Source organism: Roseiflexus castenholzii DSM 13941 (assembly GCF_000017805.1).
GTDB classification, from domain to species: Bacteria; Chloroflexota; Chloroflexia; order Chloroflexales; family Roseiflexaceae; genus Roseiflexus; species Roseiflexus castenholzii.
Map to the genome: position 1 here is coordinate 1,377,827 of NC_009767.1, position 26,160 is coordinate 1,403,986.

Consider the following 26,160-nt stretch of genomic DNA (forward strand, 5'->3'; position numbering starts at 1 on the left):
TCCGCACACAATGGCTGCCCATAGCGATGTTCTCCTCGAAGTTCGAGGGTTGAAGACCTACTTTTATACTGAAGCCGGTGTCGTGCGCGCGGTCGATGGTATCGATCTGAAGGTGCGTCGCGGTGAGGCGCTTGGTATCGTCGGCGAAAGCGGGTGTGGCAAGAGCGTGACGTCGCTCTCGATCATGCGCCTGATCCAGGACCCTCCCGGACGAATCGTCGAGGGTGAGATTATTTTCGATGGCATGAATATTCGCTCGCTCAGCGACGAGGAGATGCGTCATATTCGCGGTAATCGCGTCTCGATGATTTTCCAGCAACCAACCACGTGTCTCAATCCGGTGTTTAAGGTCGGTGATCAGATCATCGAGGCGCTCGAGATTCATCAGGGGTTGCGCGGCGAAGAGGCGCGCAGACGCGCGGTTGAACTCTTGTCGCTCGTCGGTCTTCCCGACCCGGAACGGCGCATCAATCAGTATCCGCACGAATTGTCGGGTGGGCAGGCGCAGCGTGTGATGATTGCCATGGCGCTGGCATGCAATCCCGAACTCCTGATCGCCGATGAGCCGACGACGGCGCTCGATGTGACGATTCAGGCGCAGATTCTTGACCTCATGCGCGAATTGCGCGAAAAGATCAATACGGCGATCATTCTGATCACCCACGATATGGGGGTGGTCGCCGAAATGGTCGATACCGTCGCAGTGATGTACGCCGGGCAGGTCGTCGAGTATGCCGATGTGCGCAGTATCTTCGCCGAGCCGAAGCATCCCTACACCCAGGGGTTGCTGGCGTCGATCCCGGTCCTTGGCGAAATCGTCGATGAACTGGCGACCATTCCCGGTACGGTGCCAAGCCTGATCAATCCGCCAACCGGGTGTCGCTTCGCCGACCGCTGCGCACAGCGGTTTGCGCGCTGTGATGAGCCGCCGCCGATGTTCACCCTGAACGGTGGGCGGCAGGTGCGCTGCTGGCTGTATGCGCCCGATGCGCAACCTGCTTGATTCAATGGATGAACGATGATGGCAACTGTCATGCAGCGCAGCGTGTCGGGTGATACGCTGCTGGAAGTCAATAATCTGGTCAAGCACTTCCCGATCAAGGGCGGTATTCTCCGCCGCACGGTCGCGGTCGTTAAGGCGGTCGACGGCGTCAGTTTCTCGCTCAAACGCGGTGAGACGCTGGGGTTGGTCGGTGAGAGCGGGTGTGGCAAAACGACGACCGGACGCACTATTCTGCGTCTTGAGAAGGCAACCGATGGCGAGGTGATCTTTGATGGGAAGGATGTGCTCGCCGCTTCTGGCAGTCAGTTGAAGGCGTTGCGCCGCGATATGCAGATCGTCTTCCAGGACCCGTATGCCTCGCTCGACCCGCGCATGACGATTGGCGAGAGTGTGGCGGAAGGGTTAACCATCCACGGCATTGGCAGCAAAGTCGAGCGGGTCGAGCGGGTGCGCGAAGTGCTGGCGAAGGTCGGTATGCATCCGAGCCATATGGAGCGCTTTCCGCACGAGTTCTCCGGCGGGCAGCGGCAGCGCATCGGCATTGCGCGCGCGCTGGTGATGAACCCCAAGTTGATCGTGTGCGATGAGCCGGTGTCGGCGCTCGATGTGTCGATCCAGTCGCAGGTGCTCAACCTGCTGCGCAATCTGCAACAGGAATTCGGGCTGACCTACCTGTTCATCGCGCATAACCTCAGCGTGGTTGAGCATATCAGCAATCGCGTGGGGGTGATGTACCTGGGGAAGATGGTCGAATTGGCGGACCGCACGGAACTTTTCCGCCGTCCGCTCCATCCGTATACGAAGGCGTTGATCTCGGCCATTCCAATTCCGAACCCCAACATTCGGCGTGAACGGATTATTTTGCAGGGTGATGTGCCCAGCCCGATCAACCCGCCGAAGGGGTGCCGCTTCCATCCACGTTGCTGGATGGCGCGCGATATTTGCCGCGAGGTCGAACCCGCGTTCGAGGAGAAAATGCCTGGCCACTGGTCGGCATGTCATTTCGCCCAAGACGTTTCACCATAACGGAGATTGCCCATGTCACAACCGTTGCTCGTCGTCAAGAACCTTGAGACCCAGTTCAAGACCCAGGACGGCATCGTCAAAGCTGTCAACAATGTCTCCTTTCATGTCGATCGCGGTGAGACTCTCGGCATCGTCGGCGAGAGCGGTTCGGGGAAGAGCGTCACCTCGCTCTCGATTATGCGCCTCATTCCCAACCCTCCGGGGAAGATCGTCGGTGGACAGATTATCTTCGATGGCGAGAACCTGCTTGATTATACCGACGAAGAGATGCGCCACATTCGCGGCAACCGGATTGCGATGATTTTCCAGGACCCAATGACATCACTCAATCCGGTGCTGACAATCGGGCGGCAGATCACCGAGTCGCTCGAACTTCATATGAAATTGACTCCGCGCGAGGCGCGTAAACGGGCAATTGAGCTGTTGCAGATGGTCGGCATCCCCAGCGCTGAACGCCGACTCGATGACTACCCGCACCAGTTTTCCGGCGGAATGCGGCAGCGCGTCATGATTGCGATGGCGCTGTCGTGCAACCCGGAACTGCTGATTGCCGATGAGCCGACGACTGCGCTCGACGTGACGATCCAGGCGCAGATTCTCGAACTCATTCAACGGTTGCAACACGAACTCGGCACAGCCGTCATTATTATCACTCACGACCTTGGGGTCGTCGCCGGCATGGCCGACCGGGTGGTGGTGATGTATGCCGGGCGGATTGTGGAAGAGGGACCTACCGACGAGATTTTTGCCCGTCCACGCATGCCGTATACCATTGGTCTGTTGCGCTCGATCCCGCGCCTTGATGAGGACGAAGATCGGAAGTTGACGCCGATTCGCGGTCTGCCGCCGGACCTGATCAATCTGCCGCAGATCTGTCCGTTTAGCCCGCGTTGCGATTATTTCATTCCCGGCAAATGCGACCAGCAGGTCCCGCCGTTGCGCGAGGTTGTTCCCGGTCATAAGGCGGCCTGCCTGTTTGATATTACGCTTGAGACGCCGCTCCCCATCACCGGCGATGAAGTGCCGGCGTAGTTGTGCAACGATGAAGGGCGAGTGCCATGAGTGATACTTCGACCGACCTGATTCAGGTGCGCAACCTGAAGATGCATTTTCCGGTGATGAAGGGCGCGATTATCAAGCGCACCGTCGGGCATGTCAAAGCGGTTGACGGAGTGACGTTCTCGATCAAGCGCGGCGAGACGTTAGGGCTTGTGGGAGAGAGCGGATGCGGCAAATCGACCACCGGACGCGCCATTCTGCAACTCTACAAGCCAACCGCCGGCGAAGTGATCTTCCAGGGCGCCGATCTGACCCGTCTTCAGGGTGAAGAGTTGCGCCGCATGCGGCGTAAGGTGCAAATGATCTTTCAGGACCCGTATGCTTCGCTCAATCCGCGGATGACGGTCGGCGACATTATCGGCGAGCCGATTGCCGTGCACAATCTGCGCCAGGGAAAGGCTGCCATCCGTGAACGGGTGCAGGAATTGCTCGAACTCGTCGGTCTCAATCCGTACTTTATCAACCGCTACCCCCACGAATTCTCCGGCGGGCAGCGGCAGCGCATCGGCATCGCGCGCGCGCTGGCGGTCGAACCGGAGTTCGTGGTGTGCGACGAGCCGGTGTCGGCACTCGATGTGTCGATCCAGGCGCAGGTGCTTAATCTGCTCGAAGACCTTCAGCATCGCCTGGGTTTGACGTACCTGTTCATCGCGCACGGTCTGGCAGTCGTAAAGCATATCAGCGACCGGGTGGCAGTGATGTATTTGGGGAAGGTCGTCGAACTGGCGGAGGGAAAGACACTCTACGCCATGCCGATGCATCCCTACACGCAGGCGCTCCTGTCCGCTGCTCCCATTCCCGACCCGACGGTCGAGCGGAAACGGCAACGCATCATCCTGGAAGGCGATGTGCCAAGTCCGCTCAATCCACCTCCGGGATGCCATTTTCACACCCGTTGCCCGATTGCCATCGACCGCTGCAAGGTCGAGGAGCCGCCCTTCGAGGATTACGGTGATGGGCATTTCGTCGCCTGCTGGCGTGCGCGCGAGTCGATTGAGTTGATGGAACGGCACGCGGTGCGTCCGTCGTAGGCGAGCGGCCAGAGGCGAGAGGGGTCAGGCGGGAAGGTTGAACGGGGAACAGTCCGCGGTGCGTCCGTCGTAGGCGAGCGACCAGAGGCGAGAGGGGTCAGGCGGGAAGGTTGAAGGGGGAACGGTCCACTAGGCGAGCGACCAGAGGCGAGAGGGGTCAGGTGGGAAGGTTGAAGGGGGAACGGTCCACGTTGAACGTTCTACGTAGGAAGACGACGGTGGGCAGGCGAGAAGGCGGAAGATGGCAGACGCGAATGTTGCAGGTGGAACCGTTACACCTTGAATGTGATGCGCGGAGCATGCAAAGGGTTGCATACTGACCGTGCAACAGTGCGAAGGAGGAAGGTGAAAGGCGGCAAGTGCGTCCCCACTCCCTACTCCCTCACATGTTCCTGGTTCTTGTAACCGCCAGAAAGCAGGTATCATGACCATCGGCTGGAGCGAGGCGCTGATCATTCTCATCCTGGTGGCGTTTTTGGTGGCGCTGGCATTTCGTGGTGGCTATGTCCGCGGGCGGATGAAGCGCCCCGCAGCGCTGCGTAGTCGCCGTGATCGCGCCACGCCCGATTGATGCGCACTGGCGCAGGGGGATGCTTGATGAGGGTGAAGAAACCACCGGTGATGGTTGTACGCTCGCCTGTGAAACAACCATTCGTCCATTACTACGATCTGCATCCTACGCAAGAGGATCTGATGGGTGAGAGCGTAGCCCAATCTACCCTGATTCACTATCTGTTAAGCGTGCTCACCTATCTGTTCCGTACCACGACTTGCTTCATTGTTAGTAATTTGAACCTTTATCAGCGCCGTCGCCGCTACGAATATCCGCTGGCGCCGGATATTGCTTTGTTCAAGGGGGTGACCATTCCCAATCCCGCAGCACGCGAATTCCGCAGTTGGCGTTTGTACGAGCCAAACCGACCACCGCCACAGGTGATGTTCGAGTTCAGTGCCGAGGAGACATGGAAGACGGACATCGAGGAGAAACCGGCACGGTATGCAGCACTGGGCGTGCAGGAATACATCGCCTACGATCCAAATGATCCGCCAAGGGCACGAAGCGCACGAAGGGGAATAATGAAGCGTATTGCCTTCGCGTTCCTTGGCGACCTTCGTGGACACCTTCGTGGTTACAGGCTCAACCACCAAGGGCACGAAGCGCACGAAGGGGAATAATGAAGCGTATTGCCTTCGCGTTCCTTGGTGACCTTCGTGGACACCTTCGTGGTTACAGGCTCAACCACCAAGGACACGAAGCGCACGAAGGGGAATAATGAAGCGCATTGCCTTCGCGTTCCTTGGTGACCTTCGTGGTTGCTTGTTGCAGTGAAGTCATGGAAGGCTCAACCACCAAGGGCACGAAGCGCACGAAGGGGAATAATGAAGCGCCTTGCCTTCGCGTTCCTTGGTGACCTTCGTGGTTGCTTGTTGCAGTGAAGTCATGGAAGGCTCAACCACCAAGGGCACGAAGCGCACGAAGGGGAATAATGAAGCGCCTTGCCTTCGCGTCCCTTGGTGACCTTCGTGGACACCTTCGTGGTTACAGGCTCAACCACCAAGGACACGAAGCGCACGAAGGGGAATAATGAAGCGCCTTGCCTTCGCGTCCCTTGGTGACCTTCGTGGTTGCTTGTTGCAGTGAAGTCATGGAAGGCTCAACCACCAAGGGCACGAAGCGCACGAAGGGGAATAATGAAGCGCCTTGCCTTCGCGTTCCTTGGTGACCTTCGTGGTTGCTTGTTGCAGTGAAGTCATGGAAGGCTCAACCACCAAGGGCACGAAGCGCACGAAGGGGAATAATGAAGCGCCTTGCCTTCGCGTTCCTTGGTGACCTTCGTGGTTGCTTGTTGCAGTGAAGTCATGGAAGGCTCAACCACCAAGGGCACGAAGCGCACGAAGGGGAATAATGAAGCGTATTGCCTTCGCGTCCCTTGGTGACCTTCGTGGACACCTTCGTGGTTACAGGCTCAACCACCAAGGACACGAAGCGCACGAAGGGGAATAAAAATGAAGCGTATTTCCTTTGTGGTTATACCAATTACCTGTGAACCTCCGGCATGGTCACCCCGAGCAGCACGAGGGGTCGTGCGCGATCCGCGCAGATTCCTCGCTGCGTTTACCCTGAGCGAAGCGAAGGGCTCGGAGTGACACGCATGCGGCATCTTCAATCGTCATTGGTATTACTTGTGACCTTCGTGATTGCTTTTCGCAGTGAAGTCAATAATGGTTTTTGAGCAAAGAATCCGGTATCGTCCGGTGCAGCCCGCGGCTTCAGCCGCCGGGTGCAGAGCGAATGCCGGATTATTTTGTACAGGTTCATCAGTCGCCAGGCAGCAGATGGCGCAGGTGTTGCTGCCCACCGTGGTCTTACTACGCTCCCCGCAGCACATCGCGTATCGGGCGCCAGCCGATGACGTGAATCCCCTGGTCCTGCACCCACGCCCGCAGTTCTGCGCTGCAAAACGCCTGGTAATCCGCCACACGCGCACGCCAGTCGCCTGCAATTGCGCGCAGTTCCGGTGTGTCAATCGCCGGGTGAATGATGACATAGGTTAACCCCGGCGCCAGTGAGCCAAGCAACTGTTTCGCCGTTTCGACCCGATCCTCGTGCCGGTCGAGCGGCATGCCGATCAGATGATCCACCATGACGACGCCCTGCGCTTCCAGTTGCGGAACAATATTGCGCGCAAAAGCGATCATTTCTTCTGGCATGCCCACCGCTCGCATGCGCTCTTCGCTCAAACGCGGCACAAGCGGCGGCACACGCGCGTGGGCAGCGGCGGCAAGGTAGGCAGGCAGGAAATGGGGCGCAAATGCAGACCCCATATGTGAGTCGAGGTGGGTCACATCGATGCCATGTGCGAGCGCCCTGTTGATCTGATCGTGCAGTTCCGCAGCAACGGCATCAGGGCGGGCACGTTCCTGAACGGCAGGCGTCGTGCGATGGAAATATCCCTCATCGTCCAGCAATCCTGATGCCGGATCACGAGTGCTGAGCGGTCCCCAGCGGTATGCGTCCCACTCACTGGTGAGCGTGGCATGGACGCCAATATCGGCGGAAGGGGTTGCGCGGGCATACGCGGCAACGGCGGGAAACCACGCGCAGGGAACCATTGTCGCTGCCGAGGAGACCAGTCCGGCATCAAAGAGTTCGGCAACGGCTGGAATGGTCGCCTGACACATGCCGAGATCGTCGGCGTGGATAATGACCACCCGGTCATCAGGGCGAAAGCCAAGGCGTTTGAGAATAGGGTTCATCGGGTTGCTCCATTGCTATGGCGATAAACGTTCGATAATCCAGCGACCGGCGTCACGCCGGTAGCGCAAACGGTCATGCAGCCGATTCGGTCGTCCCTGCCAGAATTCGATGGTATCGGGAAGGACGCGGAAGCCGCCCCAGAATGGCGGGCGCGGGACCTCGCGGTTGGCGTAGAATTGTTCCAGTTCGGCGACGCGCTGTTCCAGTTCCGTGCGGCTGCCAATGACGCTGCTTTGGCGGGACGCCCACGCACCGATGCGGCTGCCGTTCGGTCGTGAGGCGAAGTAGGCGTCGGATTCTGCGGGTGAGAGGCGCTCGACGCGCCCCTCGATGCGCACCTGCCGCTCCAGCTCGGGCCAGTAGAACACGAGCGCCGCCCATGGGTTTGCTGCCAGTTCCATTCCCTTCCGGCTCTCATAGTTGGTGAAAAAGACGAACCCGCCAGCATCGACGCCCTTGAGGAGCACCATCCGCGCCGAGGGTTTGCCATCGGGCGTGGCAGTCGCCAGGGTCATGGCGTTTGGTTCGATCAATCCTGCGCCGACCGCCTGGTCGAACCAGCGCTGAAACTGTGCCAATGGATCGGTGTCAACGTCGGACTCGCTCAACCCGTGTCGTGTGTAGTCTTTGCGGAGATCGGCGATAGACATCGTGTGCGACCTTTCCAGAGGACGACTCTCATGGGAATGGTATCATCATAGTACATGCCATGCTGTGCATTCAACCCACAACCCGCGCGTGGGTGCATGGGCGCATCTGCGGCGCCCCCCTGCCTTCCGTTCCTCTCGCGCCCATGCCTCGCGCCTTCTGCCTGTTATACCAAGTGCCTGTGACCATCCGGCATAGTCACCCCGAGCAGCGCGAGGGGTCGTGCGCGACCCGCTCAGATTCCTCGCTGCGCTCGGAAGGACAAGCATGCGGCATCGTCAATCGTCATTGGTATTACACACGCTCATAGACCGCCAGTATTTCCTGTGCTGCGCGATGCCAGGAGAATGATGCAGCGCGTGCGAGACCGGCAGCGCGCAGGGAAGCCCGCAGTGTCGGATCGGCAAACGCACGATCGATGGCTTCCGCCAGCGCCTGCGGATCGTCGGGATCCACGAGCAGCGCCGCGTCGCCAACGACCTCGGTCAGACTTCCGGCGTGGCTACAGATCACCGGTGTGCCGCATGCCATCGCTTCCAGCGGCGTCAAGCCAAACCCTTCGTAGCGCGACGGATAGACAAAAAGAGTGGCGCTGCCGTAGAGCGCGGGCAGATCGGCTTCAGCAACCGGTCCAAGGTCCCGGATTCGTGGGTGATCGAACGCCAGCGCCCCACGATAACGGTGGCCCGCCAGGATCAGCCAGGGCGCATCACTCTGTTGCGCGGTCGCCGACAGTCGCCACGCCTTCACCAGAGTATCAACGTTCTTGTGCGGTTTGTCGGATGTCACACAGAGCGCAAACGTCTCTGGCAGTTGATGCCGCGCCCGGATTGCCGCCGCATGCTTCGATTCTGTAGGACGGAAGCGTTCGTCAGCAGCGCCGTACACCACATCGATCCGCGCAGCGGGCACATGGTAGACCCGCGCAAGATCAGCACGTGAATGTTGTGACAATGTCACGATCCGCTGCGCCGCGTGTAGCGCCATTCTGACCGACAGATCAAAGAACAGGCGCGCGCGCAGCGACGACTCACGCGGGAAGAGGCGTGGGATAATGTCGTACAGCGTCACAACGACGGGGCAGGGAAGTCCGGTGTAGGGAAACGCATGGTAGGGTGTATGATACACATCGGCGCGCGCCAGGCGCAGCAGGGCGGGTAGGGCAATCTGCCCGGCGACGCTGAACGGTGAAGGCGCGGCGAGCGCCCGCACCTTCGGTGAACGAAGCAGACTCGTCAGATTGTAGCGCGTATTCGGCACAGAGCGGCGGACCTGAGCATCCCGGAGGACAATGAAAATGAACCGGTGCGGCCCGTCGAGCATGGCGAATGCCGATGCCAGACTGAAGGCATAGCGCCCAATGCCTGGAAAATGATCATTGACGAAGCGCAGATCGAGCGCAATATTCATAGGAAATGCCGGGATCGGGTGCGCAATGCCCCACTGTAAACTACGACTCAGGTAGAACGCATCCCATCCGACGACCGGGCGGCGGCAGGATTGAGCACACCGAGAACCTCATCGGGGTTTTCGGGATCGCCGCGCATGATGACAGACAAACGGCGCATCTGCGGGTTAAGCATAGCGTTCATCCTTAACCTCGTGATATAATATCAGAACAACCGGCAGAAGTGCCCTGAACGCAGAAGGGAGCCGTGCATGGGGGACAAAAGTCCAAAAAACGTCAGCAAGCAGAAAAAGCAGGCAGCAGCAAAGAAGGGGTCCGGTAAGAAATAACTGCATGTGCTGACAGGTTCCGGCTCACGAGGAAGATGGGATGGATGCCTGTCTTCCTCATTTCTCTGGCGCGCTGTCGAGGATAACAGGGTCTGCCATGCCTGTCAAGACTGCACGATCAATGAGCGCTTCCTGTTCCGCAATTATCAACACTCAAGCAATGCCTTGCTTATACCGTTCACTGCTTCTGATCAGCCTGGCAACAGGGATGACCGCATGTACGTTGCCAGCCTCGCCGCAACCGGTGACCCCGCGCCCGACAGCGCCGGTTATTCTTGAAATCACCCCTGCGCCAACACTGGATGCCGATGCAACGGCGACGGCATACGCCAGCCTGCTGGCGCCCTCACCAACGCCAAGCGGGCTCTACATCGTTCAACCCGGCGACACCCTGAGCGAACTGGCAATCATGTTCGGCACAACCGTAGCCGACATAATGGCAGCCAATGGATTGACCGATCCCGATTCGCTTCAGGTGGGGCAACCGCTGATCATTCCCTCGCTGATTGACACCTCGCCATCATTGCGCGCCACGCCGACCGGGGTTTCGGGGTTGGCGGAGGCGACGCCGGCGCCCGCCGCACCAACGCTGGCGACGCCATGAAGAGCGCCAAAACTGGCGCTTGACAGACGGCGTGATTTTCGGTATATTCTCAGTGTCAATCCTTCAGAATTGCCGATCAGGCGTAAAGGAGGTGATGCCCATGAGTAATAAGCGTAAGGGCGTCACCGCTGAGGTGACGCGGTAAGATCACCCACGGTGATGCCCAGAATCAACAAAAAACCCTCGCAAACGCGAGGGTTTTTTGATTGCGGCGCAGCAACGCGACTATTCCTCTTCTTCCTCTGCCCGTGGCTCGCGGCGCTCACGCACCAGTTCCGGCTCGGCGGTCGTCTCCTCGGCTGCCGGCGCTTCTTCCTCCGCAGCACGCGCATGCGCAAGACTGACGACCAATTCATCACCAGGGGTTGCCAGCGTCACCCCCGGCGGCAGCGCCAGATCGCGGACGTGAATGCTCTTATCGAACGCATCGAGACCGCTAATATCGACGGTGAGATGCGCCGGGATGTTCGATGGAAGTGCACGAATCTCGATAGCGTTCAACACCTGATTCAGCACTGCTTCGCCGCTTTCGACAAGAGGCGATTCGCCCTCGATGTGCAGCGGCACCGCGACTTCCACTTCCTGGCTCAGATCGACCGCACGAAAGTCCGCATGGATGATGTCGCGCGTCACCGGATGGCGTTGCAGCGCGTGAATAAATGCCGCCAGCGGTTGGCGACCGGCAATGTGCAATTCGACCAGCGCCGTGCGCCCGGCGCGGCGATAGACCGCATTGAAACTGCGCGCATCGACCTGCACGGAAATCGGCTCGATGCCTTTGCCGTAGACTGTTGCAGGCAGAATGCCGCTGCGCCGCAACCGTTTGACCTTCTTGCCCACAACCGCGCGCGGTTCGAGCGACAACGTATACTTTTCTGACATACCGACACGATACTCCTTCTGAAACTGCAAATACCTTCGCCGTAAGCTAAGGGCATTGCCCGGTCGCTCCGAGTCGCGCATTGTACTATAGCGCGCGGCGCCATGCAAGCGAGAGCGAAAAAATAGAAAATATGGGCTTGACAAGAACAAGCGTGTTATGTCATAATGACTCTACTACAAAAGTTCTATCGAACAGGCTTGCGGTTCCAAGGAACGGCGCCAGAGAAAGGGCAGCACGCATGCGATCGTCAGATCAACTTTCAGCGCGGCAGCGCGATATCCTTGCATTCATTGAAGCGTTCACCCAGGAGCATGGCTATCCGCCGTCCATCCGCGAGATCCAGGATGGTCTGCACATTTCCTCGACCTCGGTCGTCGCCTACAATCTTCGGGCGCTGGAAAGCAAGGGATTAATCGACCGCGATGGCAGAGTATCGCGGGGCATCAAACTCAAGAATATGCTGCCGGTCGCGCTCAATCCGGCGCGAGGCGGAAGAGTGCCGCTGCTTGGCGTTATTACCGCCGGTCAGCCGCTGCCCAACCCGGAAGACACCAGCACTGCGGCAGTTGAAATGATCGAGGTGCCGCCCGATGTCGCACCGCCTGAGAAGTTGCAGGATGTCTACGCCTTGAAAGTGCGCGGGCACTCGATGATCGATGCGCTGATCGACGATGACGACATTGTGTTGCTGCGCTACCAGGAGACGGCTGAGAATGGCCAGATGGTTGCGGTGCGCATCGAAGACGATAATGCGGTGACGCTCAAGCGCTTCTATCGCGAGGGCGATAAGGTGCGCCTGCAACCTGCCAATGTGACGATGGAGCCGATCTATGTCGATGCGACAAAAGTTCATATTCAGGGTCGTGTCGTCGGAGTGATGCGATCCATGTGGTAGCGCCGTGCCTCCCCGGAAGGCGGCAAACTCATGCTGACAATCCCTCATCTGGCGCTGATACTGATCGCGTATCTTGCCGGCTCCATCCCGTTCAGTCTGCTGGTGGCGCGTGCGCGGGGCGTCGATCTGCGCGTTGCGGGCAGCGGTAACGTTGGTGCAGCGAATGTCTGGCGCACCTGTGGCTTCGGTGCGTTTCTATTGGCCCTGAGCGGCGACATGCTGAAAGGCGCGCTGCCGACCTTTGCAGCGCAAATGCTCAATGTGCCGCCGCTTGCGGTTGTGACCGTCGGTGCAGCAGCGATGTTGGGGCATGCCCGGTCGATCTTCCTCGGGTTTCGCGGCGGCAAAGCAGTGGCGACCGGTGGTGGGGCGTTGCTGGCAATGGCGCCCCTTGTTGCGCTCGCAGGGCTGGCTGTCTGGGGAGCGACGTTCAGCATCGTGCGCATTTCGTCGGTGGCGTCGCTGGCAGCGGCCGCCGCGTGCGCTGTGGTGGCCGCCGTCTTCTTTGCCCAGGGCGCATTGCCGATGACTTATGCGCTCTTTGTATGGGGCGCCGTGGTGTCGATTCTTCTCCTCCACCGCGCGAATATCCGGCGCCTGCGCGCAGGCGCCGAGAACCGCTTTTAGATGACGTTCAGTTCACGGCGCAAGACGCCGCGGAAGCGGTTGATGCGCAGCGGGTCGATGTCGATCGTGTGGGCGCGTCCGTCGAGAATCTCTTCGGCAATCAGCAGACCGGTGGCCGGCGCATGCATGATGCCGTGCCCGCTGAATCCACTGGCATCGACATACCCTTCAAGTTCGGGATGTTTCCCCAGAATCGGCATATGATCGGGCGTGATCTCATACGCGCCCGCCCAGCAGAGTTTTTCCGCCAGCCCGGCGCGTTCCAGGATCGGGAAGCGTCGTAATCCGGCTTCGAGGACGGTGTCGAGCCATTCCCAGTCGACCGCCAGGTTATACCCCGGCGGTTCGGCGTAGTTCGATTTGCCGAATAATACATTCTCGTGTTCTTTGCGCATATAGAAGCCGGTGCCGACATCGATGGTCAACGGGATCGGTCCCGGAATAGCGGGGAACGGTTCGGTGACGTAAATGCAGCGGCGGTATGGGCGCACCGGTATCTCCAGGCCTGCGAGCATCCCCACTTCGCCTGCCCATGGTCCGGCGGCGTTTACGACAATCGGGCAATTGATGACGCCGGTTGGCGTTTCGACCCCCGCGACGTGATCGCCAACAACCCGGATGCCGATGGCCGGTGTAGCGCGCTCTAGCGCGACGCCAAGCTCACGCGCGCGGTTCAGGTATCCGATGGCGATACCATGCGGATCGCAAAACCCGTCGTCGGGACCAAAGGTTGCGCCGATCAGATCGTCGGTGCGCATGCCGGGAATAAAGCGCCCGGCTTCTTCCGGCGAGAGCAATTCGACGCGCACCCCCAGGCTGCGCTGGAGCGCCACATTGGCGCGGTAGGTTTCCCAGTCTGTCTGATTGTCGATCAGGAAGAGATAGCCGATCTGCTGCAAGCCTGAATGCCCGCCAACTTCGTCGGTGAAGTGTTTCAGGCGCTCGATGCTGTAGAGCGACAATCGGATATTGACTTCGGTGGAAAACTGATGGCGTACACCAGCGGCTGATCGGGCGGTCGAACCGCTGATCTCGGTCTCTTCCTTTTCCAGAATCACAACGTTGGTGCAACCGCGTACTGCCAGATGGTAGGCGATTGAGGCGCCAATGATACCGGCGCCGATAATGACAACATCAGCGGTTTGAGGTGGCATACACGTGTCCCGATATTTCAGACATAACGGCTTGCGCTTCAACCGCGCCGCGAGGCCTTGCCCTGAGCGAAGCGAAGGAGCAGTGAAGCGGCGTCGGCTGGAAGCGCGTGTTGGGCGGCTGGCAAATCTAATTCGTTTGCAACGAGATCACTCTCATAGTCAGCAGTTTCTTCTCTGAAAAGGAGTCTCTGGAAGACCCCTTCCGTATATTCTACAATCTGTCTTTCTGCAAGAGTCCGTACTCTATCACATTCCTTACCCAAAAGGCGTGCAAGAGCCATCAGATCAAGTGAATTAAGAAGTTGTGCCGTAATTGGCCGCTTTGCATCCCAGAAAATGAATGCAGACCAGAACTCTCTGGCAGGTTCGGATGTGACCAATTCGTACAATAGGTTGCATTCTTCTTCAGACTGACATGGGAAAAAATAACATGTGTCATCGAAAACCACCGGGCGTTCCAGAAACGGTGGAACTTGAACAAACTCAAGTTTCTTGTATAAACCCGAAAGAGCAATCTTCCAGGGAGCAAATGAATATGGTCCAACTCCAAAGACTGAGAAGCGCGGACGGTTCCTGTATATTGAACTCTTTCGTTCGTCCAAAAGATGTGCATGGGCAGTAAGGTAATTCCAGGCCTTGGGAGCGTCCAACCTAAGACGGCTCGGGTCGTCACTCATTGCCCGTTGAGGAACAAGCATCCACCGATGCGGCTTCCTATGCGCTGCGAGATCAGAACTTTTGAGCAGAGGAAAGAGCACTTCGGGTTCAATATCAACGAATTCTCCCAGGCCATTAACAAGATTCCCACACTCAATGCGCAGCTCAAAGACGTTGCTGCAATCATGCTTTATTCCTGACCGCCAGCCCCTAAAGCCTGTCCCTGTGAGGTCTTTCCGTTTCAGGTATGATTTGACATCAGCCACAAGCATTCCATCCTGCAAACCGAATAAGCTATGGGGCTGTTGTGCATGAAGAGAAGGAAAAACCTGGCATTCTTTGCTGTTGCCGGTCGAATTGCTGCGAACTACCAGAAGGCAAGCGTCAACTGAAGCTCTAAAGTATTCCCGCGCATCCAGGATATAAAGTGATGCCGACTCGATCCGCAGCCCGTTTTGCCAAGCGTACAAGAGAACTTTACGTGCTACTGTCGTTTTACAAAGCATTGCAAGTAAGCCGTTCTTGCCATTAAGCCATTCGATGTTCTTTCTAAGCATCCATTCCGAAATGTCGAAATTACTTTTGCCGGTGAGCGCATCAATACCAGGGAGATTGTCGAGGTTTGATTTCATCGGAACATTGCTACTGCCCCAAGTGCTCAACGCTGCATTCGTCACCCAGGGTGGATTGCCGATAACAAGAATGGGCTCAGGCAACGCTTTAACAATCTCAGACCAACTCGTGAGAAAGAAATCAGACTGATGAACTTCAATAGACGCATGAGGAAATGCGGGTGCGACAGCATACTGCGCTTGCAACACGTGGTGCGGATTGATCTCAAAGCCAAGAACACGCGATACATCTGGGAATGTTTCGAGAGATGCTTTGAGAAATGAACCCGTCCCACATGTTGGTTCGAGAATCGAAGCGGGACGAAAACCGGTCCGAGCAATGAGAGAACATACTTCCCTGGCTAATCTGATGGGCGTTTGAAAATCTCCAAATTCGGCTTTGCGTTGTTTTTGATCGCGCATTGCTATCTCAGCCTTTCAAGTCCTACAACCGAACCAGCCTTCTCAATGACTCGACTGTACTGAAGTCTCCATTGCAGGGCATTCGAGATGGTAAGATAGCCAACCTCAGGAGGATTGGCGAGGATCTCGTCGGCTAGCGCTGATGTTTCAATCTCGTCTAAAGTCTGCGCTCTTCGATGAAAGCCAAAATGTCATCCTTGTTACCATCATTTTCAAGTATTCGACGGAGTCCCGTGGTAGTTTGAAAGTCTGCTGTCCGCTCTTTACTGACAAAAATCGTGTGCAAAACGTTCAAATTCCCCGTGGATGTCTGTGGATCATCTGTCTTCTCGTATACAAACACGAGTAGAGAATAGCCCAGACCATAGATTTTCTGTCGAGCAGATTTGAAAGGACACGATGATTGCGGTTGCCTCACGCTCGTTACCTTCATGTCGGTTTCAAGCTCAGGAAAGTCTATGCCCCTTGCAGAACTTCAAAGTCGTACTTTTCGCGGAGATACGATCTGAACTTGTGCTCGAAGTACGTACCAACTGCTTTCCCATCAGTAACGCCGTACAATGTCGGCTCTCGATGCCCTGACTCGATGGCGGCGAATGTATGTGCTTCTGTCTTCAGCAGTTCCAGTGTCAACGTTGGTTTCATTGCTTGGCCTCACGATTTGCCGCCCAACTTCACTTCGACCGACGACGTGATGGCGAGCGGGATACGTGTCGCGTTTCGGCGACGTCGTCCGCCGGGATTTGCGGCTCTTCGCCGGCCAGCGCCTGCGGATCGAGATCGGAAGGGGTGTGGTTCTGACCTGTTGCTGACCTGGTGCGTTCTTCTCTAGAGACCCCTTTCGCAGTTCCATGCGACGCGCGCGCATCGCGCCAGGCAAGGCGTTCTCGCACCGTCGCCTCGAACCCGCGCCCGGTCGGTTCGTAATAACGCCGTCCGCGCAGATTGGGCGGGAAGTGTTCCTGTTCTACCTGTGCATCGTCATCGTCGTGCGCATACTTATAGCCACGCGCGTATCCAAGCCTTTTCATCAACGCGGTAGGCGCGTTGCGCAGGTGAAGCGGCACCGGCTCATTGCGCGTCTCCGCCTGTGCATCGTCATCGTCGTGCGCATACTTATAGCCACGCGCGTATCCAAGCCTTTTCATCAACGCGGTAGGCGCGTTGCGCAGGTGAAGCGGCACCGGCTCATTGCGCGTCTCCGCCACATCATTGAGCGCTGCGGCGTATGCGACATAGACTGCGTTGCTCTTTGGCGCCTGCGCCAGATAGACGACCGCCTGCGCCAGCGCCAGGTCGCCTTCGGGTTGACCGAGAAAATGAACTGCCTGTTGAGCAGCGATCGTCAGCGGCAGCGCGTGCGGATCGGCCATGCCGATATCCTCGATTGCCATGCGCACCACCCGTCGCGCAATATACAGCGGGTCTTCGCCGCCGTCGAGCATACGCCCAAGCCAGTACAGTGCCGCGTCGGGATCGCTATCACGGACGCTTTTGTGCAATGCTGAGATTGCATCGTAGTGCAGCTCGCCATTCTTGTCGTACTGTACCGCGCGGCTCTGCAACGCATCGCGGATGTCGTCCACTGTAAGCAGGCGCTTCCCGCCGATGCCTGGCGATTTGGCGAGCGCTGCGGCTTCGAGCGCATTCAGCGCCGTGCGTGCATCGCCGTTCGACATATTGATCAGATACCCGCGCGCATCGGCAGCCAGCAGCACGTTGAGGGCGCCAAGCCCGCGTTCGGCATCGGTCAACGCTCGATCAACAATCACGCCAATCTGCTCATCGGTCAGTGATTCGAGGACGAAGACGCGCGCCCGTGAGCGCAGCGCCGGGTTGACCTCGAACGACGGGTTTTCGGTCGTCGCGCCGATCAGAATAATCGTGCCATCCTCGACATAGGGCAGGATCGCATCCTGCTGCGCCTTGTTGAAACGATGAATCTCGTCAATGAAGACAATCGTGCGCTGCTGGAACATGCCGAGGCGGTCCTGCGCTTCCTTGACCACGCGACGGAGATCGGCGACTCCAGCGGACACCGCAGAAAGTTGCTCAAAATGGGCATGCGTCGTATCGGCAATGATCCGCGCCAGGGTCGTCTTGCCAGAGCCGGGCGGACCCCAGAGAATGATCGAGAAGAGCGCATCGTTGGTGATGGCGCGCCGCAGCAATTTACCTTCCCCGACGATGTGATCCTGCCCGACAAACTCATCGAGCGCGCGCGGGCGCATGCGCGCGGCGAGCGGCGCCTGACGGCTCAACGCTTCCTCGCGCTGCGTATCGAATAGGGTTTTCTGGTTCCTGGGCATTGAGAATAGATGACACAGTATCGTCAATTGCTACGCATGATACCAGAAAATCAGAAAGTCGGCGGGCAGGTCATCCTCCCTTCTGGTACCATCGCACCACATGGGGCATACGCAAATGGGATGTTGGTGCTATTGCGAATGAAGGCGCCATCACGTATGCTTAGAACCAGAAAAGGCGCTGTTCAGAGGAAACATCCCGGCTCCCTTCCCTGTACTCTTCCCGTTCATTTCCTCTGGCTCCTCCGAATTCCTCTTGCATCCCCTGGTGTGTGAGCCGGAATGCTGAACAGAAGCCTGGATCTTAAAGACGGGGCAGGCAATCAAACGCCTGCCCCGGTTTTTTTAACGCCGGCGCTGCCGAATCTGTCCGGTGATGGCGAGCAGAACGATCGCTCCCAGCACTGCCACGCCAAAACTGCGCACATCCCATCCGAAATTCGTTCCGCCGAATCCCAGCAGATCCATAATCAGTCCGCCAACGAATGCGCCCAGGATGCCGATGATGATATTCATCAGGCATCCCTGGCGTTCCTCGATGCCGACGAGCAGGCTTGCAACCCATCCGGCCAGTGCGCCGAAAATAATCCAGGAAATGGGTCCCATGGCGTTGTTTCCTTTCTGTCAGGTCTCATACCAATGACCTGTGACCATCCGGCATGGTCACCCCGAGCAGCGTGAGGAGTCTTGCGCGACCCGCTCAGATTCCTCGCTGCGTTTACCCTGAGCGAAGCGAAGGGCTCGGAATGACACGCATGTGGCATCTTCAATCGTCATTGGTATCAGACTACTCCTATGATCACGCACTTCACTATGAGAGTGCGAGGGATGCACATTATGCGGCGCGGTAACGTTCCATTCTTCTGATGCGCTGCCTGCCGGGCATTATACGGTGAGATTTCCCCGTGTCGTCTACCGGACATCACCCCCTCCTCCAGCAAGGGAGGGTTGGGGTGGGGCATCCCCCTTCGTAAGGGGAAGGCAAGGGTGGAAACGAGCCGGGCGCGTGCGGCATGCGCTTCTCCACTGTTTACGCTCCTGCTACTGAAATGACGAGGGAAAAAGTAACGCAGGGGAACGCCAGACAAAGCGCCAGAAGATAGAGCGCTTATCCTCCCGCTCGCCGCCTGCAAACGATGCCCTGGGTGGTTCACACGATTTTTGGGAATACGAACCATGATTGGTCACAAGAACGTTTGCGTTATAATTGCCCGGCACACTGCCAGGTTGCAGCAGTCTGACGTTCACGCCCGAAGGAGACTGCCGATGATCGTTGTTGCGTCCGACACCCATCTTCAGCACAATCCGCCCCACGAGTTCCTCGATGGCGCGCTGATTCCAATCTACGAGACGCCGGAACGTGTGGCGATTATTCGCGCCGCGCTCGAACGTGCTGCCATTGGTCCTGTCGTCGAGCCGCGCGCGTTCGGAATCGAACCGGTGCGCACCGTTCACGATGACGGATATCTGACCTATCTTGAGACGATCTACGACCGCTGGGTTGTTGCAGGCGGTGCGCCGGAAGCGGTCATTCCCGGAACGCTGGCAGTGCGCTGGATGTCGCGACCGCACGATCACCCGCTGGCTGCACCCGGGTATTATACGTTCGATACGTGCGCTCCAATTGTGGCAGGCACTTATGCCGCCGCGCGTGCTGCCGCCGATGTAGCGCTGACCGGCGCCGAGTTGCTCCTGATCGGTTCACGTTGTGCGTATGCGCTCTGTCGCCCGCCGGGACATCATGCCGGGCGTGATCTGTGCGGCGGGTACTGTTTCCTCAACAATGCTGCGATTGCAGCGGCGTATCTGGTGCGCAACGCACCAGACGCGACGTGCGCCATTCTCGACATCGATTTCCACCACGGCAATGGCACACAACAGATCTTTTACGAACGCAGTGATGTGCTGTTTGTCTCGATCCACGCCGCACCGTCGTACCAGTATCCCTTCTTTCTGGGCTACGCCGATGAGCGCGGCGCCGGCGCCGGTGAGGGGTATAATCTGAACCTGCCGCTGGATGCGGGCGTAGGGGACCGTGAGTATCTGGTGGCGCTCGACCGGGCGCTCGATGCGATTGCAGCGTTTGCGCCGCGTTTTCTGGTGCTTTCGGCAGGGTTCGATACGTTCGAAGGCGATCCGGTCGCCAATCATGGCGACAGTTTTGCGCTTAGCATGGCAGTCTACCCTGAGATCGGGCGGCGCATTGCTGCGCTCAATCTGCCGACACTGGTCGTTCAGGAGGGAGGATACGCCATCGACGCACTCGGCGATAATGTCGTCGGGCTGTTACAGGGTCTCGAGGAGTAAGCAGGTATGACACGCCTTTCGTCAGGGGGCCGCATCGAAGTGATCTGCGGCTGCATGTTCAGCGGGAAGACCGAAGAACTGATCCGTCGTCTGAACCATGTGCGCCTGGCGCGCCAGCGGTTGATCGCCTTCACTCCGCGCCGCGACACGCGCTACCGGCTCGGCAGCCTCGTCAGCCACAATGGTCTTTCAGTCGAGGCGCGCGTGATCGATTCGATCCGCGATACTCCGGCACATCTCAATACCGATATTCATGTGGTGGCAGTCGACGAACTGCATCTGCTCGACGACCCGCCCGACGCGGCGCGGGAGGTGTGTCAGGACCTGGCAGACCGTGGATTGCGCGTCATTGTCGCCGGGCTGGATCAGGACTTTCGCGCGCAGCCGTTCCCGGCAATGGCACAGTTGATGGCGGTTGCCGAACAGGTTGATAAACTGTATGCGATTTGCGTCCGTTGTGGTGCGTATGCGACCCGCTCGCAGCGCCTGATCGACGGCAAGCCAGCGCCGGCTGATGCGCCGACGATTGTTGTCGGCGGGCAGGAATTGTACGAAGCGCGCTGTCGCGCCTGCTACGAACCGGCGCGCTAGGGCGCTCGCTCATGGAATAATAGGTGCTGTTGTCTGCTGCTGGTACGGTGCAGGATCGAAGCCGACCCACCTGATTCCTGCGACGCCGTCGAAGCGGCGTGCCATGACTGCCAGCGCTTCGGGGTTGTTGTCCACCAGGATGAAGCGCCGTCCGAGTTCGAGCGCCGCAATCCCTGTCGTGCCGCTGCCGGCAAAGAAATCGAGCACCAGCGATCCCGGCTTCGACGATGCCTGAACGATCCGGCGCAGAATACCGAGTGGCTTCTGCGTCGGGTAGCCGGTCTTTTCGGCGCCGTTGGTGGGCACAATCGTGTGCCACCAGCAATCGGTTGGCAATTTACCGCGCGCCGCCTTTTCAGGACCGACCAACCCCGGCGCCATGTAGGGGATGCGTTCAATTTCATCGACATTGAACACGTAGCGGGAGAGGTTTTTGACATAGAGCAGAATATTGTCGTGCTTGGGGGGCCAGCGGTTCTTTGGTCGTCCGCCATAGTCATATGCCCAGATAATCTCGTTCAAAAACGACTCACGCCCGAATATGGCGTCGAGCAGCACCTTGCAATAGTGGACCTCCCGGTAATCCACGTGAAAGTAGAACGACCCAGATGGCGCCAACACGCGATGCGCTTCGACCAGGCGCGGCTCCAGGAATGCCAGATAATCGTCGAACACGTCACTGAACCGTCGTGATCCCAGGATGATGCTTTTGTACCGCTGTCCCTGGAATCCCACGCGGTCGCCATCGTCGGAACGCTCCGTTTTGAGTTGGACGCGCTGCTGATGCTTGCCGGTGTTGAAGGGGGGGTCGATGTAGATCAGATCGACGGACCCGGAAGGAAGAGCGCGGAGAATATCAAGATTGTCCGCCAGATAGATGGCGCCGGTGGTGTTGTGGTCGATCATAAAGTGCTGCGCTTCACGCACAATGATGCTGAACCATGATTTGGACAGTCTCCTGGCGACTCTACAGGATTTCGGTCATTTGTGCAAGGCGACGGGTGTGGATTCTGGCAGGAGGTGGGGACGCTCCCGCTGATGGGGCGCGGCGGAGCACACGAATGTCCACGGATCGAGACGGATGGGACGGATTGAGGGTCTTCTCTTGCCGGCAGTCCACACACTACGCATCATACCAATGACCTGTGACCATCCGGCATGGTCACCCCGAGCCGCGCGAGGGGTCGTGCGCGACCCGCTCAGATTCCGCGCTGCGTTTACCCTGAGCGAAGCGAAGGGCTCGGAATGACCAGCATGCGGCATCTTCAATCGTCATTGGTGTCACTCGTCCAATCGTGTATACTGTCTCCGGCAGGGCGTCGTGAAAACGCTGCCGCCAACGCTGTTGCTGACCATTCAAGGTGCTGCTGTGTCTTCCATCGATCTGTATCCCCTCATCACGCAACCACGTCTGGTACAACCGCTCTGGGGCGGGACGTTCCTTGGCGATTGGCTGGGACTGTCGCAACCGCGACCTGAACGCCTTGGCGAGGTCTGGCTGGTCTATGAGGCGAACCCGATCACCGAAGGAGCGCTGGCAGGGCAGACGCTTGCACAGGTGACGCGCGACTATGGTGCGGCGCTGGTTGGTGAGCGCACGATTGCGCGGTATGGCGCCGATTTCCCACTGCTCGCCAAGTTTATCGACGCGGCGGATCGTCTGTCGATCCAGGTGCACCCTGATGACGCCTATGCGCACACGCATGAGGCTGCCACCGGGTTCCACGGCAAAACCGAGGCGTGGCACATCCTGTGTGCTGCATCAGGCGCCGATGTGGTGTATGGTCTGGCGCACTCCTGCGACCGCGCTGAACTTGCCGCCGCAATTACCGCCGGTGCGCTTGAACCATTGCTGCGGCGGTTGCCGGTGTCCGCCGGTGATACGATATTTGTTCCGGCAGGGACGCTTCACGCAATCAATGCCGGGATTATACTGTTCGAGATTCAACAGAAATCAGATCTGACCTACCGCGTCTACGATTATGGACGAGTCGATGCCGCAACCGGCAAGCCGCGCGAGTTGCACATCGAGAAGGCGCTCGATGTGATCGACTATTCACCCGCGCCGCGAGGTGTCGTGCCGCCATTGCCGCTGGAGGCAGGGCGCGATTTGCTGTTGGCGTGCAGGTCCTTCGCGCTCGAACGTCTGGCGTTCGCCGGAGTTCTTGAGCGCACGGTCGATCCGGCGACATTCGAGATCCTGACCGTGATCGAGGGTGTGGTAATGTTGCGCTGGAATGGTGGAATTCGTGCGTTGCGGCGTGGTGAGGCGGTTGTTCTGCCAGCCTGTCTCGGTTCGTATGCGCTCGCACCAACAGGGGAAGCACGGCTTCTTCGGGCATACGTGCCGGACCTTGATGCGCTGTGGCGCGAATTCGCACAACGCGGCGTGGACGCGACACGCATAACAGAGACGGTCGTTGAACGTTGAACGTTCGCGGATGGCGCGGAGCAAGCGGTGCGAGAGGCGCAGGTGGCAGGGATAGCGCAAAGGTTAAGTCGAAAACTCACCCCTGACCGCCAGTTCTCGGTTCTCATACCAATGACGATTGAAGATGCCGCATGCTGGTCATTCCGAGCCCTTCGCTTCGCTCAGGGTAAACGCAGCGCGGAATCTGAGCGGGTCGCGCACGACCCCTCGCGCGGCTCGAGGTGACCATGCCGGATGGTCACAGGTCATTGGTATCAGTTCTCAACGGCTATGCTGGTCGAAGATTTCATCAACCGCAAGAAATCATCCTGGGAACGCCTGAGCGTGATTGTGGAACGTTCGCGGCGCGGCGGACTGACGTCGCTGGAAGATGAGGAAATCACCGAACTGGGGCGATTGTACCGCAGCGCGACCTCAGATCTGGCAGTCGCGCGGCGTGATTTTCCCGGTCACCGGGTTGTCGATTATCTCAATGGACTGGTGGCGCGCGCGCACGCAGAAGTGTACCAGCGCCGCGCAGATCGTAGCAGTGGTCTGGCGCGCTATTTCGCCGCCGATCTGCCGCGCACCTTCCGCGAGACGTGGCTTTACACGCTGGCGTCGCTGCTCATGTTCCTGATCCCGGCGCTGATCGGCTTCTTCATTACCCTGAACGATCCACCTGCCGGTTCTCTGTTGGTTCCAGGGATCGACAGCGTTATCAGCGATATTCGCGCCGGTCGTGAATGGTGGAAATCGATCAACGACGAGGGACGGTCGGCATCGGCGGCGTTGATTGCCACAAACAATATCCGAGTGGCTATTCTGGCATTTGCCGGCGGCGTGCTTCTCGGTGCGCCGACACTATTCGTCCTTGCGCAGAACGGGTTGTTGCTCGGCGTCGTGGCGGGCGCAGCGCAGGCATATGGATTCAGCGGCAACCTGTGGGGCTTTGTGGCGGCGCACGGCGTTATCGAACTGAGCGTCATCATTATTGCTGGAGGAGCAGGTTTGCAACTCGGTTGGGCAGTGGCGCGTCCAGGGCTGATCAGCCGACGCGCCGCGCTGATGCTGGCGGCTCGTCGGGCGGTTCGCCTGCTTCTTGGTTGCGCGCTGCTATTGATCATCGCGGGAGCGATCGAGGGATTCATCTCGCCGTCGGATCTGTCTCTGGCGCTCAAATGTGCAGTCGCTCTTCTCAGTGGAACTGCGTTGTACACCTATCTCCTGCTGGCAGGGCGGGAGCGTAAGCGAAAAAGTTGATGCCAGGGCGTTTCTGATGGCGATGCTTTACACCTGTGCGTCGCGCGAGCGGCAAGGGCAAGCGGCGCCTGTGCGTCGGCGCGTCAATCGTTGCGAGCCGTTCCAGCCTTGTGGCGCTGCTCACCACCCTGCCGGAAGTTTCTCCGTGTGCATCGGCGCGTCAATCGTTGCGAGCCGTTCCGGTGGATGCGCCAGGTTTCCGCCTGCCTGTTTCCCCCATCATCGCCAGGCGCACGCCGGTCTGCAACGTGCCGGCGGTGCGGATGCCTTCCAGGCTCACCCCCAGTTGCACCAGCGTCTGCGCCACCTGCGGCTTGTGCCGGTCAGCACCACCTGCGCGCCCAGCAGCCGCACCGCCTGCGCCGCGCGCACCAGGGCGTTGGCCACCTGCGTATCGACCACCTGCACCCCGGTGATGTCCACAATCGCCATCTCGGCGCGATGCGCGGCCACCCCCTCGAGCAGCGAATCCACGATCTGCTGCGCTCGCGCGCTGTCGATGGCGCCGACCAGCGGCATAATCACCGCCGTCTCGCTGATCGGGATGAGCGGCGTCGAGAGTTCGCGGATGGCGGCGCGCTGCGCGTCGATCACCTGCTGCTGCAAGGCGAAGCGCTCCTCCTCGGCGCGCTTCTGTGCGCTGATGTCGCGCAGAAAGCCAATTATCCGAAGTCTGTCATTGGGTGACATCTGAGCGTACATGGTTGCGGCCACCGGCACGATGCCGCCGTCCTTGCGGCGGATGCGCACTTCGAGGAACGCGGCTTTGCCTTCCGCCAGGCGCGCCAGAGTGACCTGCACCGCGTGACGATCCTCGTTGTGAATGTAATCGAAGCCATTCATGCCGATCAGGTCGTCGCCGTAGCCGGTCAACGCCTTGTAGGCGGCATTGGCGTAGAGAATGGCGCCGGCGAAATCGGCGACGCCGATGGCGTCGGGGGCGTTCTCGACGAGCGCCTCGAAGAGGCGCAGGCGCTCCTCGCGCTGCACTTCGGCGGTCAGGTCCTCGAACATACCGGTCATGGCGACAGGATGACCGGCGTCGTTGCGAATGACGAAGGCGTTGATCCGCACCGGGATGGCGTGGCCGTTGCGATGGCGCAGGCGTCCGCTCCCGCGCCAGACGCCATCGTTCTGAATGTGCCTGACAATTGCCTCCAGCAAAGGCAAATCATGCTCAAAGTAGAGCATCGTCATATGTTTGCCATCCAGCCTGTCGTAGCCGGTCAGCGCCGAGAATGCAGGATTGGCATAGGTGACGACGCCATCGAGTCGGACGATGCTGATAGCCTGTGGCGCGGTTTCGACAAGCACACGAAACCCATGCGCCTCCTCACAAGTTTTGTGATTGATCACGGATGATGCGGAAGCCATACCGGTGCGAGCAGCGAGTTGCGCTTCCAATTCGCGGACACGCTGGCGCAGCGCGGCGTTCTCGGCTTCGAGATCGGGGGTGGTGTCAGGTGTCATAGTCATTGCAGTACACTATTTTCCATTGATAGTCAGATGATGCTGGCGCCTCCGGCGTCTTTCGGCGCCCAGATACGCACAGTGTTCGAGCAACCCTCACGGTCACAGGTGAGAACGCTGACACGGCGTGGTCATTCTGTGTCGTGCGCCGGATATTCGTTGATATGATACCCACAGAGTGTACCGGATGATTACC

The 26,160-nt window shown here is 58.8% G+C and carries 25 protein-coding genes; 13 read left to right on the plus strand and 12 right to left on the minus strand.

The annotated features are described in order from the left end of the window. The first annotated feature begins 10 nt into the window (after positions 1-10). The 6 genes from RCAS_RS05400 (at position 11) to RCAS_RS05420 (ending at position 5,295) form a co-directional block, all read left to right on the plus strand. Complete coding sequence (locus RCAS_RS05400; RefSeq protein WP_012119592.1) at positions 11-1,003, plus strand: ABC transporter ATP-binding protein; 993 nt, start codon at positions 11-13, stop codon at positions 1,001-1,003. A gap of 15 nt (positions 1,004-1,018) precedes the next feature. Then, a complete protein-coding gene (locus RCAS_RS05405) occupies positions 1,019-2,029 on the plus strand; it encodes an ABC transporter ATP-binding protein (RefSeq protein ID WP_012119593.1) in 1,011 nt (336 codons plus the stop codon). A gap of 12 nt (positions 2,030-2,041) precedes the next feature. Next, positions 2,042-3,061, plus strand: a complete 1,020-nt coding sequence (locus RCAS_RS05410) for an ABC transporter ATP-binding protein (RefSeq protein WP_012119594.1) — start codon at positions 2,042-2,044, stop codon at positions 3,059-3,061. A 26-nt stretch (positions 3,062-3,087) separates the two neighbouring features. Then, a complete protein-coding gene (locus tag RCAS_RS05415) occupies positions 3,088-4,119 on the plus strand; it encodes an ABC transporter ATP-binding protein (protein WP_012119595.1) in 1,032 nt (343 codons plus the stop codon). 424 nt (positions 4,120-4,543) lie between these two features. Beyond that, positions 4,544-4,690 carry a hypothetical protein gene (locus RCAS_RS24920; protein WP_157042561.1) on the plus strand — a complete coding sequence of 49 codons (147 nt, stop codon included), beginning with the start codon at positions 4,544-4,546 and terminating at the stop codon, positions 4,688-4,690. Positions 4,691-4,758: 68 nt separating this feature from the next. Then, entirely contained in the window at positions 4,759-5,295 is a 537-nt protein-coding gene (locus RCAS_RS05420) for a Uma2 family endonuclease (RefSeq protein ID WP_198136008.1), read from the plus strand. Positions 5,296-6,489: 1,194 nt separating this feature from the next. Here RCAS_RS05420 and RCAS_RS05425 read toward each other — a convergent pair. From RCAS_RS05425 to RCAS_RS26160, 4 genes are all read right to left on the minus strand, one after another. After that, complete coding sequence (locus tag RCAS_RS05425) at positions 6,490-7,377, minus strand: polysaccharide deacetylase family protein (protein ID WP_012119597.1); 888 nt, start codon at positions 7,375-7,377, stop codon at positions 6,490-6,492. A gap of 15 nt (positions 7,378-7,392) precedes the next feature. Then, entirely contained in the window at positions 7,393-8,028 is a 636-nt protein-coding gene (gene pdxH / locus RCAS_RS05430; RefSeq protein WP_012119598.1) for a pyridoxamine 5'-phosphate oxidase, read from the minus strand. Positions 8,029-8,320: 292 nt separating this feature from the next. Further along, positions 8,321-9,436, minus strand: coding sequence for a glycosyltransferase family 4 protein (locus RCAS_RS05435; RefSeq protein ID WP_012119599.1), 1,116 nt, complete (start codon positions 9,434-9,436; stop codon positions 8,321-8,323). Positions 9,437-9,483: 47 nt separating this feature from the next. Then, positions 9,484-9,609: a hypothetical protein gene (locus RCAS_RS26160; protein ID WP_269633803.1), complete on the minus strand. Its 126-nt coding sequence runs from the start codon at positions 9,607-9,609 to the stop codon at positions 9,484-9,486. A gap of 362 nt (positions 9,610-9,971) precedes the next feature. Here RCAS_RS26160 and RCAS_RS05440 point away from each other — a divergent pair, with 362 nt between their 5' ends. Beyond that, on the plus strand, positions 9,972-10,367 hold the full coding sequence (locus tag RCAS_RS05440; protein ID WP_232280182.1) for a LysM peptidoglycan-binding domain-containing protein: 396 nt from the start codon (positions 9,972-9,974) through the stop codon (positions 10,365-10,367). A 225-nt stretch (positions 10,368-10,592) separates the two neighbouring features. Here the strand turns inward: RCAS_RS05440 and RCAS_RS05445 are convergent, their stop codons facing one another. After that, positions 10,593-11,249 (minus strand): 50S ribosomal protein L25, encoded by a 657-nt coding sequence (locus RCAS_RS05445; protein WP_012119601.1) that lies wholly within the window; start codon positions 11,247-11,249, stop codon positions 10,593-10,595. A 239-nt stretch (positions 11,250-11,488) separates the two neighbouring features. On the opposite strand from RCAS_RS05445, the gene lexA reads away from it, so the two are divergent. Beyond that, positions 11,489-12,145 carry a transcriptional repressor LexA gene (lexA, locus tag RCAS_RS05450; protein WP_012119602.1) on the plus strand — a complete coding sequence of 219 codons (657 nt, stop codon included), beginning with the start codon at positions 11,489-11,491 and terminating at the stop codon, positions 12,143-12,145. Positions 12,146-12,175: 30 nt separating this feature from the next. Beyond that, on the plus strand, positions 12,176-12,772 hold the full coding sequence (plsY, locus tag RCAS_RS05455) for a glycerol-3-phosphate 1-O-acyltransferase PlsY (protein WP_012119603.1): 597 nt from the start codon (positions 12,176-12,178) through the stop codon (positions 12,770-12,772). Here plsY and RCAS_RS05460 read toward each other — a convergent pair. The 4 genes from RCAS_RS05460 to RCAS_RS05475 form a co-directional block, all read right to left on the minus strand. Continuing rightward, positions 12,769-13,926 (minus strand): NAD(P)/FAD-dependent oxidoreductase, encoded by a 1,158-nt coding sequence (locus tag RCAS_RS05460; RefSeq protein ID WP_012119604.1) that lies wholly within the window; start codon positions 13,924-13,926, stop codon positions 12,769-12,771. The two genes, plsY and RCAS_RS05460, sit on opposite strands and share 4 nt — an antisense overlap. A gap of 38 nt (positions 13,927-13,964) precedes the next feature. After that, the gene (locus RCAS_RS23790; RefSeq protein ID WP_012119605.1) at positions 13,965-15,617 is read right to left on the minus strand and encodes a class I SAM-dependent methyltransferase; all 1,653 of its coding nucleotides are present in this window, start codon (positions 15,615-15,617) and stop codon (positions 13,965-13,967) included. Between the two features lie 674 nt (positions 15,618-16,291). Beyond that, positions 16,292-17,926 (minus strand): replication-associated recombination protein A, encoded by a 1,635-nt coding sequence (locus RCAS_RS05470; RefSeq protein WP_012119606.1) that lies wholly within the window; start codon positions 17,924-17,926, stop codon positions 16,292-16,294. A gap of 342 nt (positions 17,927-18,268) precedes the next feature. Then, on the minus strand, positions 18,269-18,529 hold the full coding sequence (locus RCAS_RS05475; RefSeq protein ID WP_012119607.1) for a GlsB/YeaQ/YmgE family stress response membrane protein: 261 nt from the start codon (positions 18,527-18,529) through the stop codon (positions 18,269-18,271). A gap of 660 nt (positions 18,530-19,189) precedes the next feature. Between RCAS_RS05475 and RCAS_RS05480 the strand changes: the two genes are divergently transcribed. Both RCAS_RS05480 and RCAS_RS05485 read left to right on the plus strand, forming a co-directional pair. After that, positions 19,190-20,230: a histone deacetylase family protein gene (locus tag RCAS_RS05480; RefSeq protein ID WP_012119608.1), complete on the plus strand. Its 1,041-nt coding sequence runs from the start codon at positions 19,190-19,192 to the stop codon at positions 20,228-20,230. A gap of 6 nt (positions 20,231-20,236) precedes the next feature. After that, a complete protein-coding gene (locus RCAS_RS05485; protein ID WP_012119609.1) occupies positions 20,237-20,821 on the plus strand; it encodes a thymidine kinase in 585 nt (194 codons plus the stop codon). Between the two features lie 9 nt (positions 20,822-20,830). Here RCAS_RS05485 and RCAS_RS05490 read toward each other — a convergent pair whose 3' ends face one another. Then, a complete protein-coding gene (locus tag RCAS_RS05490; RefSeq protein ID WP_041331713.1) occupies positions 20,831-21,727 on the minus strand; it encodes a DNA-methyltransferase in 897 nt (298 codons plus the stop codon). A 415-nt stretch (positions 21,728-22,142) separates the two neighbouring features. On the opposite strand from RCAS_RS05490, the gene RCAS_RS05495 reads away from it, so the two are divergent. Both RCAS_RS05495 and RCAS_RS05500 read left to right on the plus strand, forming a co-directional pair. After that, a complete protein-coding gene (locus tag RCAS_RS05495) occupies positions 22,143-23,252 on the plus strand; it encodes a type I phosphomannose isomerase catalytic subunit (RefSeq protein WP_012119611.1) in 1,110 nt (369 codons plus the stop codon). Between the two features lie 234 nt (positions 23,253-23,486). Next, a complete protein-coding gene (locus tag RCAS_RS05500) occupies positions 23,487-24,494 on the plus strand; it encodes a stage II sporulation protein M (RefSeq protein WP_012119612.1) in 1,008 nt (335 codons plus the stop codon). A gap of 160 nt (positions 24,495-24,654) precedes the next feature. On the opposite strand, the gene RCAS_RS25875 is transcribed toward RCAS_RS05500, so the two are convergent. Both RCAS_RS25875 and RCAS_RS05505 read right to left on the minus strand, forming a co-directional pair. After that, positions 24,655-24,801, minus strand: coding sequence for an STAS domain-containing protein (locus RCAS_RS25875; RefSeq protein WP_232280183.1), 147 nt, complete (start codon positions 24,799-24,801; stop codon positions 24,655-24,657). Beyond that, positions 24,771-25,970, minus strand: coding sequence for a PAS domain S-box protein (locus RCAS_RS05505; RefSeq protein WP_041330264.1), 1,200 nt, complete (start codon positions 25,968-25,970; stop codon positions 24,771-24,773). The genes RCAS_RS25875 and RCAS_RS05505 overlap by 31 nt, the downstream gene beginning before the upstream one ends. Between the last annotated feature and the right edge of the window lie 190 nt (positions 25,971-26,160).